General features: G+C 40.3%; 14 protein-coding genes and 1 tRNA gene. 7 read left to right on the top strand and 8 right to left on the bottom strand.

Annotated features, from left to right (window positions below; translation table 11 throughout):
* Positions 1-112: 112 nt before the first annotated feature.
* Positions 113-688: an NAD-dependent epimerase/dehydratase family protein gene (locus VXM68_RS15680; protein ID WP_367209288.1), complete on the bottom strand. Its 576-nt coding sequence runs from the start codon at positions 686-688 to the stop codon at positions 113-115.
* Between the two features lie 185 nt (positions 689-873).
* Between VXM68_RS15680 and VXM68_RS15675 the strand changes: the two genes are divergently transcribed.
* From VXM68_RS15675 to VXM68_RS15665, 3 genes are all read left to right on the top strand, one after another.
* Complete coding sequence (locus VXM68_RS15675; RefSeq protein WP_367209287.1) at positions 874-1602, top strand: DUF3267 domain-containing protein; 729 nt, start codon at positions 874-876, stop codon at positions 1600-1602.
* 194 nt (positions 1603-1796) lie between these two features.
* On the top strand, positions 1797-2168 hold the full coding sequence (locus VXM68_RS15670) for a hypothetical protein (protein ID WP_367209286.1): 372 nt from the start codon (positions 1797-1799) through the stop codon (positions 2166-2168).
* Between the two features lie 32 nt (positions 2169-2200).
* Positions 2201-2422 carry an SDR family oxidoreductase gene (locus tag VXM68_RS15665; RefSeq protein WP_367209285.1) on the top strand — a complete coding sequence of 74 codons (222 nt, stop codon included), beginning with the start codon at positions 2201-2203 and terminating at the stop codon, positions 2420-2422.
* 40 nt (positions 2423-2462) lie between these two features.
* Here VXM68_RS15665 and VXM68_RS15660 read toward each other — a convergent pair.
* Positions 2463-2542: transfer RNA gene (locus VXM68_RS15660), tRNA-Leu, on the bottom strand.
* A 182-nt stretch (positions 2543-2724) separates the two neighbouring features.
* On the opposite strand from VXM68_RS15660, the gene VXM68_RS15655 reads away from it, so the two are divergent.
* Entirely contained in the window at positions 2725-3675 is a 951-nt protein-coding gene (locus tag VXM68_RS15655) for an aldo/keto reductase (protein ID WP_367209284.1), read from the top strand.
* 240 nt (positions 3676-3915) lie between these two features.
* On the opposite strand, the gene coaD is transcribed toward VXM68_RS15655, so the two are convergent.
* The 3 genes from coaD to VXM68_RS15640 are packed head-to-tail and all read right to left on the bottom strand — an operon-like array spanning position 3916 to position 5721.
* The gene (gene coaD / locus VXM68_RS15650) at positions 3916-4392 is read right to left on the bottom strand and encodes a pantetheine-phosphate adenylyltransferase (RefSeq protein ID WP_367209283.1); all 477 of its coding nucleotides are present in this window, start codon (positions 4390-4392) and stop codon (positions 3916-3918) included.
* Position 4393: 1 nt separating this feature from the next.
* Positions 4394-4933 carry a 16S rRNA (guanine(966)-N(2))-methyltransferase RsmD gene (gene rsmD / locus VXM68_RS15645; protein ID WP_293952827.1) on the bottom strand — a complete coding sequence of 180 codons (540 nt, stop codon included), beginning with the start codon at positions 4931-4933 and terminating at the stop codon, positions 4394-4396.
* Entirely contained in the window at positions 4924-5721 is a 798-nt protein-coding gene (locus tag VXM68_RS15640) for a DUF3822 family protein (protein ID WP_293952825.1), read from the bottom strand. Before VXM68_RS15640 ends, rsmD begins: the two co-directional genes overlap by 10 nt.
* Positions 5722-5806: 85 nt before the next feature.
* On the opposite strand from VXM68_RS15640, the gene VXM68_RS15635 reads away from it, so the two are divergent.
* From VXM68_RS15635 to VXM68_RS15625, 3 genes are all read left to right on the top strand, one after another.
* Positions 5807-7231 (top strand): ATP-dependent RecD-like DNA helicase, encoded by a 1425-nt coding sequence (locus VXM68_RS15635; protein ID WP_293952823.1) that lies wholly within the window; start codon positions 5807-5809, stop codon positions 7229-7231.
* Positions 7232-7322: 91 nt separating this feature from the next.
* Entirely contained in the window at positions 7323-9809 is a 2487-nt protein-coding gene (locus VXM68_RS15630) for a DPP IV N-terminal domain-containing protein (RefSeq protein WP_367209282.1), read from the top strand.
* Between the two features lie 7 nt (positions 9810-9816).
* Positions 9817-10359 carry a hypothetical protein gene (locus VXM68_RS15625; RefSeq protein WP_367209281.1) on the top strand — a complete coding sequence of 181 codons (543 nt, stop codon included), beginning with the start codon at positions 9817-9819 and terminating at the stop codon, positions 10357-10359.
* 20 nt (positions 10360-10379) lie between these two features.
* On the opposite strand, the gene ruvB is transcribed toward VXM68_RS15625, so the two are convergent.
* From ruvB to VXM68_RS15610, 3 genes are all read right to left on the bottom strand, one after another.
* Positions 10380-11402, bottom strand: a complete 1023-nt coding sequence (ruvB, locus tag VXM68_RS15620) for a Holliday junction branch migration DNA helicase RuvB (RefSeq protein WP_209580257.1) — start codon at positions 11400-11402, stop codon at positions 10380-10382.
* 13 nt (positions 11403-11415) lie between these two features.
* Complete coding sequence (locus VXM68_RS15615; protein ID WP_293883676.1) at positions 11416-12153, bottom strand: polyprenol monophosphomannose synthase; 738 nt, start codon at positions 12151-12153, stop codon at positions 11416-11418.
* Positions 12154-12518: 365 nt separating this feature from the next.
* A complete protein-coding gene (locus tag VXM68_RS15610; protein WP_293883593.1) occupies positions 12519-13715 on the bottom strand; it encodes an NADH-quinone oxidoreductase subunit D in 1197 nt (398 codons plus the stop codon).

Here is a 13715-nt window from a genome sequence, read left to right as displayed (position 1 = left end):
ATAGAATTAATCCTTTTGAATGACTTTCTGAACCCCAACGGAGTCATGTTGGTCTTGGCCTTAAATAATTTATTAAATGATTGTGAATGTTCAAAGCCCAGTTTATAGCCGATCAGTGGTTCTTTCCTTCGCAAATGATGGCTGAGACGCCTTTTTCTTTTGCTATTTTTATAAATAATGAAACAAAACCTATTTCATCCCCCTCACCGTGCACTGAGGGAGATAATCTGATCACCGAAACATTTACGCCTTTCGCAACCTGATCATCCGCTGCATTTTCAGTAGCAATCCTTGGATGCGGATGGTTCATCGCTCTGTCATTCTCCGTTGTTATTCCATCTTTTGAAAACAGCGCAGTTCCAGAAGTAATCAGAAAGGGTTTATCAGTTCCAACCAGCGCATCTCCGATAGCTTCGATCACTTTACTATCTAAAATGCACATTTCGGGAAAACGACTAAAATCGTGAACAAATCCTAAATGGATCACAGCATCGGAGAGTTTGGCTCCTGACTTTAAGCTTTCAAAATCCATCAGGTCACCAACATGGGGCTCTGCTCCTGCGTTAATTAATTTTTTAGCAGATTCTTCTGATCTTGCCAAACCTAGAACCTTGTGACCAGCTTTTAATAATTCCTGTACTACAGCTGTTCCTACGAAACCTGTAGCGCCTGTAACAAATACTTTCATATCCTAAATTATTTATAAACCAAAGTTCAGATTTGACAAACTTATAAATGTAGCCGAAAGTAGTTATGTTGTAGCCATAACGATATTGTTTGTATAAATATCTCGTCCTTTCAGACATTTTAATCGCTAAAATTTATCTCAAAAATGTTTTGTTTTGAGTGGTTGCTGAACTGTATACTCTGTAATTGAAATATTCTGTAGTCATCTGTAGATTTCCTGGATATTATCATATCAGTACAGATCTTTTGCTATTGAATGTTGTTCGCTTTAAGAATTTAGAAAGTAAGGACTTTCCACTTTTTTTTCTATTTTTAAGTATGAAAGAATCCAATCCAAATCTTGGAAATGCTCAGGAGCTAACGATTAATGCCGTTCAGGCGCAGCTTAGGTCATTTGCCTACTTCTTGCCATTTGCGCTGATCTTTGGTCTTGCCTTTTACGCGCTATGGCCGCAAAAGCTTTCTATTGCGAATTATAAAGCCGCTTTTCCGTCGGGTACAGCTGGGATTGCCTCGCTGATACTCATTATTATTGCGGGAGTGATTGTACATGAGCTTATTCACGGCATCACTTGGGCCAGATATGCCGCCTCGGGATTCCGGTCCATTCGCTTCGGCATCTTATGGAAGTCCATCACGCCTTACTGTCATTGCAAAGAACCGCTGAAGGTGAGAGATTATCAGATCGGTGCGGCCGCTCCCGGTATAATCCTAGGCATATTACCTTCGGTAGTCGCCCTGTTTTTAGGCAATATATTGTGGCTGGCATTCGGACTGTTTTTTACGATGGCAGCAGGTGGAGATTTAATGATTATACTTATGCTCAACAAGCAAGGTAGGGCAAACTTAGTACAGGACCATCCCTCCAAAATTGGCTGCCTGATTTATCCCAAAGAGGGCCTGAACCGGCAATAGAGTTGTCCAGCACGGAAGATTGTATGGAGATATTAGATGGGATATGCGAGTAATGAACCTACATCCGGTGCATATTGCTATACTTTATAATCTCGCATATCGGTAGGATTTAGCTTACCGGTGCTAATTACTGTGTTATAGTTTCACGTATGGTGAGATATTTTGTAGTTTTAATGTAGAGTGAAAATATTTATATGAAACTGAATGTACCTACAGATTGCGATAATGCACCTAAAAGGAGATTAATCAAAGATTTTATAATAGCTCTGTATAAAAACGAATTTGAAACTATTGCTAATGGGATTGAAGATGAGTTTGAATTTAAAATAATTGGTCATAAAACAATTTCAAACAAAGAAGAATTAAGAAAGTATTTGAATAAAAATGTGGAAGCGCTTGAATTGACCTTAGATGAAGTATTAAGTCACGGTAAGTTTGGTGCTTGTAATGGAACGTATAAGACTAAAAAAGAAGAAATGTTTTTTGCCTATTTCTTTGAGTTTAAATCTGCAGGAAAAAATACAATTAAAATAATTTCTGAATATAAGATTGCCAATCATATCTAGTCAAAAAATCCTCAGCGCCAAGAATAGTCAACTTGAGTACCAGCGTTGGCTCTCTTTCATTACTAAGTAATCCTGATTGGCCTGCCTACAACTATGCTAAATACGGAGTTTACGAAATATCAAAAGCGGCTCTAAAAAGGTACACAATCCAGCTAGCATATGAACTCCGTGATACAAATATTAAAGTAAATGCCGTTTATCCCGGACTTACGAAAACCGATTTTACATACTTTAATGGCGGCGAAGTCAATTAAAACATAAAATCCTCTTTACTGAATGTAAAGAGGATTTTTGTACCCGGAGCCGGAGTCGAACCGGCACGGTTTCCCACTGGTGTTTGAGACCAGCGCGTCTACCAATTCCGCCATCCGGGCATATCCGTTTGGGATGATGCAAAAGTAAGCAAAGTTTTTATTATTCCAAATTACCCTAACAATCATTTTTAAAACCCACTGATAATGAATAAGAAAATTTAAAAAAAACTTTTAACTCCCCTATCAATAGATTGAAAACGGGCTTTTTTACCTAATTTTAATTAGGAAACAATCAAATGATCATGGAAAAAGTAAAACTCGGAAATAGTGAAATTGAATTCAAACCGCTTGTCTTTGGTGGAAATGTATTTGGGTGGACCATAGATGAGAAGCAATCCTTCGCCCTTTTGGATGCCTTTGTCGATATGGGATTCAGCCTGATCGATACATCTAATAATTACTCGCATTGGGTGCCGGGGCACAGCGGATCTGAATCAGAAACAATCATTGGCAAATGGATCAGCAAAAGAGATAGCCGTGATAAAATTCAGATTGCTACAAAAGTCGGTGGAAGACGGATAGATAATAGCAAACCTAATCTGAAAAAAGAATATATCATTAAATCTGTGGAAGATTCGCTCTTGCGCCTCAATGTAGATACAATTGATCTTTATCAATCGCATCATGATGATCTGACAACACAAATCGATGAAACACTGGAGGCTTACCATCACCTGATCCAGACTGGAAAAATAAAATGGATCGGTGCATCAAATCTCAGTCCGGAACGTATTGCGGAATCCCTCCGGATTGCTGAAGAGCACAATCTGCCCGCTTATATTGCTATGCAGCCGGAATACAACCTTGACGACCGAGTGAAATATGAAAAACAGTATGAACAATTGGCCATTGACAATCACCTGGGTGTAATCAGCTACTATTCACTCGCCAGTGGCTTCCTCTCGGGTAAATACCGCTCTTTGGATGATATAAAAGAGGTAAAGCGCTACGATGCATTAAAAAACAGGTTTAATGCCCGCGGTCTACGTATTCTAGATGCCCTGGCTGAAATAGCCCATAGCCAACAAGCAAGCATGTCAGCCATTGCATTAGCCTGGATTTTACATAGACCTTCGGTTACAGCGCCTATTGTAAGTGCAACCAGTATCAAGCAGCTCGAAGAACTCAGCAGAGCTCTCGAAATCAAACTTACACCTGAAGAGTACTACCTATTGGACAAAGCAAGCTCTTAGTAAACTAAAATACAGGTAAATCAGGTTAATGACTTGAAATAGAATAAATTAACTCCTAAAAGATCGCATTGCCAAATAATATTTGGCCTTAAAGCATAGGGGACAATCAGACTGATTTAAATAGTAAAACATATTATTCACATAAAACACATAAGACCCTGTCTACCAACAATAAAAAAAGTGAAGCAAAATAATATTTTGCTGCACTTTTTTTATTAAATCACGCTTTAATGATCTTCCTTATTTATCTTTTTCATTCAACAGCGACAGAATGGCAACGGGCACCATTGCACTGATATCGCCTCCATTAAACCAGACATCCCTAACAATGGACGAAGAAATATGAGCTGTTCCGGATCTACTCATCAAGAAATAACTTTCCACCTCATTATTGAGCAGCAGATTATTCTGAGCAATGGCATTTTCAAATTCGAAATCACTGGTATTCCGGAGCCCACGTAATATAAAACGGGCTTCAACCTGCCTGCAGAACTCCACGGTTAAGCCTTTATATTTATGCACCTCAACCCCGCTTACGTTGTTAAAAACACGACTAATTGAATCTACCCGTTCGTCGTGATCTAACATTCCTTTTTTATTGGCGTTATAACCTACCGCAATAATGATTTTATCAAATAGCGGCATTGCTCTTTCAACAAGATCTTGATGGGCTAAAGTAAAAGGGTCAAATGATCCCGGAAAAACAGCAATTTTCATATTAGATAGTCTTAGCGTAAAAAGAAAATGATGAATACCCGTATTTTCTAGTTTCTATAAAATTTGGATGATCTTCCATCTGCCTTGTTGATGGATGCTCAACGACAAGGAGCCCACCTTCACGCAGTAATTGTTGATCAAAAATTAGTTTTGGTAATTGTGGTAATTTAGGAATATCATAAGGTGGATCTGCAAAAATAAAATCATAAGTATGCTTACAGCTAGCAATAAATTTAAACACATCGGCTTTCCTAGCTTTAATCTGCTCCAATTTCATCTTCTTCGCTGTATCATTGATGTATTGCACGCATTTGAAATGAAGGTCTATCGCATCCACATGCGCTACATCCCGCGATGCGAGCTCAAAACTGATATTCCCTGTTCCTGCAAAAAGATCCAGGCATGCTAAACCATCAAAATCCAGCTTGTTCTGTAAAATATTAAACAGCGCTTCTTTGGCGATATCCGTGGTTGGTCGCACAGGTAAATTTGTTGGTGGATTGAGCCTTAAGCCTCCTAAACGACCTCCGATTATTCGCATAATATAGAATCAAATAATACATTATATGGAGCCAGATTTGATTCCACCTCCCTATCAGCCAATACAACTTTTGTTTTCAAATCCAATATTTCGATATCAGCAGTATACGTTGAGATACGTCTATAATAAGATTCATTTGGGATTTCCCCTGAAAGAAGCACTTTATTAATGGAGTCGCCAAGGTTGAATTGCGTTAAGATATTAAGCACATAATAGCTAATATCATCCAGCGTATGAATTTCAAAACTATTATAGAGCTGAAAAACTCCGTTTTTAAACAGATAAAAGTCGACAGCATTTTCAGCCACAAAATGAATTCCTAAGACGCTGCCTCTAATCGAAACGCGCTCCTGTGCGCGGTCAAGCACGACAGCGAATTCGGGAAGTATCACAGCATCAGGAAACAACCTCCTCCATCTATTTAATAACAATCCATCAAACTGATATACAGCAACTAAATTAAGATTATCTAAAGAATAGCTAAATGTGTTTTCAAGATCGGATGTACCTAAAAATTGTAGGTAATCGCTAATATTATCGCTTAGAAAAAATTCTTTTGGAATAAATGTAAATGTCTGATGGGGTATCACAACGCGGACAAATCGAAACGGAAGGCTCATGATGCGTGTCGCATCCAAAATCGGCTCTTCCGACGGATATTCGATCACGATGGGGGCGACTGATTTTTTATCAACCACCGCCAAGATATCCTTCTGGAAGCCAGCTTTGACCAAAAGATTGTACTCCGGTAAATAATGGATATTAAATTGTTTTGAAATATAATTCATTCGCTGAATTGTAAAGATTAAAACTTCTTAACGCAAAAATAGCTTTTTCTAGAGGATAAGACAAACCTTTTAAATAACTTTGAGGGTGTTCATCAAAAATCTGTTAATACAACAATTCCCGTGGCAGGCCACCGATCAGCAGCTGGAAGCCTTCGGATTATTGGAAGAATTTCTACTCGCTTTTGACAAGCAATCCTGCTTTGTTCTGAAAGGGTATGCTGGTACGGGAAAGACTACGTTAATTTCGGCGCTGGTTAAAGTACTGCCAGCACTACGCAAAAAAGCTGTCCTGCTGGCTCCAACGGGTAGGGCTGCAAAAGTGATTACCTATTATTCGGGTCGAAAAGCACTCACCATCCACAAGAAAATCTATCGAAAAAAATCTGCTGTTTCATTTCAGCTGGATTTCACCTTAGCGGAAAACCTTCATGAAGATACCCTATTTATTATCGATGAAGCGTCAATGATATCCAATGCTCCTGTAAATGCATTTTCAGGAAGTCTTTTGGATGACCTGATCCGCTATGTGCAATCCGGAAAGAACTGTACCCTGCTGTTTGTCGGAGATACCGCCCAGTTACCACCTGTGGGACTTCTGGACAGCCCCGCATTAAACCCAAGTTATCTTGAAAGTGAATTTCATCTCTGCGTTTATCCGTTTGAGCTGACGTCCGTTGTCCGGCAGTCCAAAGATTCCGGTATATTGTACAATGCGACAAAAATACGCGAAGAGATAACCTCTGCAGAAGAAGATCAAGAAGACTTTCCTTTTCCAAAATTCATAACTAAAGGATTCAAAGACCTTTACAGAATGACAGGTGAACGGTTAATAGAGGGTATAAACTATGCCTATGATAAATATGGACTCGAAAATACAATGATTATCTGCCGTTCAAATCGCTCTGCAAATTTGTACAACCAAAACATAAGGAACAGGATTTTGTTTCGGGACGAAGAACTGACCGGTGGAGATTATATTATGGTGGTGAAGAACAACTACTTCTGGCTGCAGGAAAACAACATGGGCGATGGTTTTATTGCAAATGGCGATATGGCCAAAGTACGAAAAGTAAGTAACATCCACGATCAGCATGGTTTTCGGTTTGCAGATGTCACACTTGAATTTGTAGACATTGACGAAATAGAACCGATCACCTGCCGCGTGATCCTAGACAGCCTCTATACCGACAGTCCCAACCTGCCTTATGAGACCCAGAAGACACTCTACGAAGAGATTGCTTTGGATTATGCCGACATTATGGATAAAAAAGACCGCCTAGAAGCGATCAAAAAGGATCCTTATTATAATGCGCTTCAGATTAAATTTGCATTTGCAATTACCTGCCATAAAGCGCAAGGGGGCCAGTGGCCAATTGTCTTTGTCGATCAGGGGTATATAAACGATGAGATGTTAGATCTTGAATTTTTAAGATGGTTGTATACCGGAGTAACACGGGCAACGCAGGAGCTATTTCTCGTTAATTTCAATGAAAACTTCTATCCATCATAGGATTATTACACGAATCATTCGCAAAAGAACCTAATTATAGATATTTTTACAGCAAAAACCATTATTACACGATTATCTATATCATTATTTAATGCATAAGTTCTACTTTATCTTAGCAGCCAGCTTATTACCCTATATTGGCACTGCTCAACAGGCGAAAGAGGCACCTATAAAAGCCAACTATCAGTTGGCGGCAAAATTTTCCCCTGAAAAATTAAAGAAAATGATTTTTTCAACGAGTATCAAACCAAACTGGATCAATTTTTCTGATCGATTTTGGTATGATTATGCAAGCCCGCAGGGAAGAAACTGGTACATTGTTAACCCTGCCCTGAAAAAGAAAGAACTCCTTTTCAATAATGATGACATCGCCGCTCAAATTACTAAAATCGTTAAAAACCCTGTAGATGCACAACATTTGGAACTACAAGGGCTTCGGTTTACCAAAGATGAGAAGAAATTAAGATTTCAGGTTCAGAGTACGCAAGATACCGTGAAATCCAAAGATGAAATACAAAAACTCAAGAATAAGTCCGATACGACCAAGAAGAAACTCTTTTATCTGGAATATGATCTGGCAACAAAGTCTGTCTTAGAAATCAGTGATTCGACAAAAGTAAAACCACCTTTGAGTTGGGCGAGCTTCTCCCCCGATACCAATACAGTTTACTTTGCAAAAGACTACAATTTGTATTGGATGGACAGATCCAATTACCTTAAAGCGGTAAAAAATGAAAAGGACAGCACCATTGTAGAACACCAGATTACAAAAGACGGTGTACAATATTATGCTTGGGGCGGCGATGAATACAGCACTACTACCGGTGAAGAAAAAGATAAAGACAATGAGACTAAACGTAAGCGGGTATGGATCAGCTGGTCGCCGGATGGGCGTTATTTTACCTTGAGCAGAAAAGACAACCGTGCATTAAAACCTTTGTGGGTAATCAATAATGTTGGCTCATCTCGCCCAACACTTGAAACGTATAAATACCAAATGCCAGGCGAAGTCGACTCGACAGAGACTGAACTTTATATCTTTGATGCAGGAGCAAAAACTCCACGCCGCATCAATGTTTCCGCGTTTAAAAATCAGACGCTCTCGACCTGGACAAAAACCCCGGATAAAAATTCGTATAAGGAGGATTACTTTATCAACTACTGGCTGGGCAATAATGAAGAGTTTTATATTTCACGTTCTAGCCGCGACCTCAAACGGATTGACCTCCTAAAAGTGAATATAAATGGTGCTGTAAACACCATTATCCAAGAACGCTCCAATGTATATCTGGATGTTCAAAAACCATTCTTGATCGAAAATAAAAAGCAATTAGTCCATTGGTCAGAAAGAGATGGCTGGGGCCACTACTACCTCTACGACACGAATGGAAAATTGATCAATCAAATTACAAAAGGCGCCTTTCATACGGAGGAAATTACCGGTTTGGACCCTGCTTCCGAAGCATTATACTTTACTGCATCGGGCCGAGAGAAAAACGAAGACCCTTATTATTTACATCAATACAGTATAAATACAAATGGCTCTGGCATTAAACTTTTAAACCCGGGGAATTTTGATCACCAGGTGGAAATGAGTGAATCTTCAAAGTATTTTGTCAATAATTCCTCTAGGGTAAACACAACGCCCGAATCTGTCTTATACAATAGCAATGGACAAAAAGTAATGACATTGGAAAAGGCCGATCTATCGTTACTTTTTGCTGCAGGTTACAAATTTCCAGAACCCTTCAAGGTAAAAGCTGGAGATGGTGTTACGGATCTCTATGGGGTGATGTATAAACCATTTGATTTTGACAGTACCAGAACGTACCCCATTGTCGAATATGTTTACCCTGGACCTCAGACCGAAGCAGTCAATAAATCCTTTGGAAGAAGCATGGACAGAATCGACAGGCTAGCGCAGTTCGGTTTTATCGTGATCACCGTCGGTAACCGTGGTGGACATCCTTCACGTTCGCAGTGGTACCACACCTACGGTTACGGTAATCTACGCGACTATGGTTTGGAAGATAAAAAAGTAGCGGCAGAACAGCTTGCTGATCGTTATAAATACATCGACATTAACCGTGTGGGTATAACTGGCCACTCCGGCGGTGGATTTATGTCTACGGCCGCGATGCTTGTTTATCCTGACTTCTTTAAAGTTGCGGTGTCTGGTGCTGGAAACCATGAAAATCAGATCTACAACCGCTGGTGGAGTGAGCGTCATCATGGCGTCACAGAAAAAGTATCCGCAAAGGGCGATACCACATTCTCGTACCAGATCAATAAAAATACAGAGCTCGCAAAAAACCTAAAAGGTAGATTACTTATCGCTACCGGAGATATTGACAACAATGTACACCCGGCTAACTCCATTCGAATGGTCGATGCACTCATTAAAGCAAACAAAAGATTTGATTTCCTGCTGTTACCCGGACAAAGACATGGTTTTGGCGATATGACAGAATATTTCTTTTGGAAAATGGGCGATTACTTTAGCCAGTATCTGTTGGGCGATTCCAAAATGAACGAGGTTGACATGACCGAAATAAATCGAGAAAAACCACAAAAATAAAGGTTGCATGACCTACGATGAAAAATTGGCATTTTTATCCGTTACCTTGAGATCTTTCGAGGTAACGGATTTTTCTTTGGATATTCTTCAAGGGATAACTCTGGCCGATCTGTTGAACATCTCCTTAGAGAAAGATAAAAAGATAGCCTTTCGCGCCGCATGGGTTTTTGAAACCATCGTTTTAAAAAATACGGCACTGCTAAAACCGGTTCTTCCACAATTCCTGGATAATTTAAAAAAACAAAAGAATTGGAGCTGCCTTAGAAGTTACACGAAGGTTCTGCTATTTTTGACGTCGAATAAGAATAAAGAATATTCACTTGGGAATGAGGCAGAAGAAGAAATCATCGAGTACTCCTTCCAATGGATGATCGACCCTCCGTGTCCTGTCGCTGTACGGGTCAACTGCCTGGACATTTTAAATAACCTACGGAAAAAGCATCCTTGGATACAGGAGGAGTTAAAGGCGCAGATAAGCTATTTTCAACGGACAAAACCTAGTCCGGCTTTAATGAGCCGGACCAATAAAATTATGCAGCAAAAAAACTAAAATATACTTTTCATTCGTGCTTAAAACAGTGTGTTTCCTTTCGAATGATTGACTCGGCCCAAGTGCTTATAAGCAGCTTCTGTACATTCGCGACCCCGCGAGGTCCGCATAATGTATCCTTCTTGAATCAGAAAGGGTTCATAGACTTCCTCAATCGTACCTTCATCCTCCCCAACTGCTGTCGCTACAGTTTTTAGTCCGACAGGTCCACCCTTGAATTTGTCAATAATGGTTGTTAAGATTTTATTGTCCATCTCGTCTAAACCATTCTCATCCACATTAAGCGCATGTAAAGCGTACTTTGCTATTTCTTTATCGATGCTTCCGTTACCCTTTATCTGCGCAAAATCCCGTGTACGGCGCAGTAAAGCATTGGCTATCCGGGGTGTCCCCCTGCTCCTCCGCGCAATCTCGTAGGCCCCTTCCTCAGATATCGGTGTGTTTAAGATATGAGCCGAGCGCAGCACGATAGTAGTCAGCAGTTTTGCATCATAATATTGTAGACGTGAATTAATTCCAAAGCGTGCGCGCAGGGGGGCTGTCAACAGACCCGAGCGCGTGGTGGCACCAATCAAAGTAAACGGATTCAGCGAAATCTGCACAGACCGTGCGTTTGGCCCTGTCTCCAGCATGATGTCAATTTTGAAATCTTCCATGGCCGAATAGAGATATTCCTCCACCAAAGGACTTAAGCGGTGGATCTCATCGATAAACAAGACATCTCCCTCTTCCAGATTTGTCAATAACCCCGCTAGATCACCCGGTTTGTCCAATACAGGCCCTGAAGTAATTTTGATACCAACCCCCATCTCATTCGCAATAATATGCGACAAAGTCGTTTTTCCTAAGCCCGGAGGGCCATGCAGCAAAACGTGATCCAGCGCCTCGCCTCTCAGCCTGGCCGCTTTCACAAAAATATTGAGGTTTTCTAAAATTTTAGCCTGTCCCGTAAAATCTTCAAAAGCCTGAGGCCGCAATGCCCGTTCAATATCACGGTCGGTATTACTGAGACGTTCTGCATTTGGATCTAAATTCTCATTCATGGTGGCAATATTTTTAATTTCTCTTATAGCGTTTCCCGATACTACCTAATTTTAATTGGATAACTCCGAAAAAAGCTTCCTTAAAGATACTGGTGCTCATCTTTGATGTACCTTCGGTCCGATCTGTAAATATAATGGGTACTTCAACCACTTTAAAGCCATATTTTATGGCGGTGAATTTCATTTCAATCTGAAAGGCATAACCCACAAACTTAATCTTTTCGAGTGGGATTGTACGGAGGACTTCTCTAGTAAAACACACAAACCCCGCGGTAGCATCCTGGATATTTATCCCAGTTATAAAACGAACATATACCGAAGCGAAATACGACATCAGCACCCGGCTCATCGGCCAATTGACTACATTCACGCCCTTGATATAGCGCGAACCTATACTCATATCAGCACCATCCACACAAGCCTGCCGTAAGCGAAGCAGATCCTCCGGATTGTGACTAAAATCTGCATCCATTTCAAAAATATAGTGGTAATGTTCGCGCGATAGCGCCCATTTAAATCCATGGATATATGCCGTTCCCAACCCCAGCTTCCCGATCCGCTCTTCAATAAACAAACGGCCGTCAAATTCATTAAGCTGTAAATTCTTGATGATGGTCGCCGTTCCATCCGGGGAACCATCGTCTACAATTAAAATATCAAATGCATGTGATAAGGAAAAAACTTTGCGAATGATTTTTTCAATATTTTCCTTTTCATTATATGTTGGAATGATAACTAAACTATCCGTCACTTTTTTATATTTAAGACCAGTAAAGGTAATCATTTGCGTTAAATTCTAGTGCAGGAATTCGATGAAATATACAGGATAATCAACATTGCTCCGATGAAAAAGCAGTAAACCCTTCAAGCTCAAACCAACACACAGGCATCATAAATAAACGACATCTAGTAGGTTGCTCGCCATAAAAAGAAAAGCCCGTTACTTTGGGAGTAACGAGCTTTCATTAACCAATTATAAACTTAAATTATGAGACTGCAAATATGATTAAAATTGCGCTCATTTACAAACTTATTTGCGTTTTCATGCAACATTTTCAATACAATACACCTTTTAAATGTGCTAAATCGTTAATAAAACACGCATACTACCGCAGATTAGCGATCTACCTCACCCAGAACAATATCAATAGACCCCAGAATCGCAATCAAATCAGCTATCAGCACGCCTTTTCCGAGTTCCGAAATCACCGATAGGTTATTAAAACTCGGTCCCCGCGACTTTACACGCAATGGAATATCTGATTTATCTTTTGTGACAAAGTAAAAACCCAATTCTCCTTTCGGATTTTCAGCACGGACGTAATAATCCTGCGCTTTCAAATTTACTTTTTTCGGAACCAGCGCTCTCGGATCAAATTCAGCTGTACGTTTAAAGTCTTTCTGTAATCGTTCAAGACATTGCTCAACAATGCGAACAGATTCCTTGACTTCGTCTACCCTAACTTTATAACGGTCCCAGCAATCGCCGATTGCGCCCATTTCACCTTTTCCGACAGGTATCTCAAAATCAATTTCTGGGTAAACCGAATAGCCATCTATGCGTCGCAAATCCCATTTTATTCCTGAAGCCCGAAGCATAGGTCCCGATACACCATAATTTATCGCAACGTCAGCAGGAAGTATACCTATTTTAGCCGTACGGGAGATAAAGATTTGATTCTGAGTCAATATTTCATCTAGTTCGACCAATTTAGGTTTGAAGTAGGTAATAAATTCTGCACAGCGCTCTTCAAAGCCGACAGGCAAATCATAGAACAAACCGCCTACCCAGATATAGTTGTACAACATCCTGGAGCCAGAAGCCCACTCGAGCATATTCATAATGTGTTCACGGTCACGGAAGCACCAAAGAAACGGCGTTGTTGCACCGATATCAATACCATATGTTCCAATAGCAATCAGGTGCGACGCAATTCGGTTGAGTTCACAGACCAGTACACGGATATACTCTATCCTTTTAGGTATTTTACGATCAAGACCAAGCATGCGTTCGACACCCATCACGAAAGCATGACTATTATTCATCGAGGCGAGGTAATCCAGGCGATCAGTAAAAGGAATTGTCTTTGCGTAATTTAACGATTCGGCATGCTTGTCAAAACAGCGGTGCAGATAACCCAAATGTGGAACAACCTCTTTCACAATCTCTCCGTCGGTAATCAGCTGAAGCCGGAGCACCCCATGCGTTGATGGATGCTGAGGCCCCATATTTAAGACCATTTCCTGGCTGGATATCGCTGTAAGGTGTTTTTCATAGCGCACTAATGCCTCTTTATATTTTGGATTCGCCAT

The organism is Sphingobacterium sp. R2 (assembly GCF_040760075.1).
Classification (GTDB): Bacteria; Bacteroidota; Bacteroidia; order Sphingobacteriales; family Sphingobacteriaceae; genus Sphingobacterium.
The sequence above is the reverse complement of the archived record's forward strand: the minus strand, read 5'-3'. Positions and strand labels throughout refer to the sequence as shown.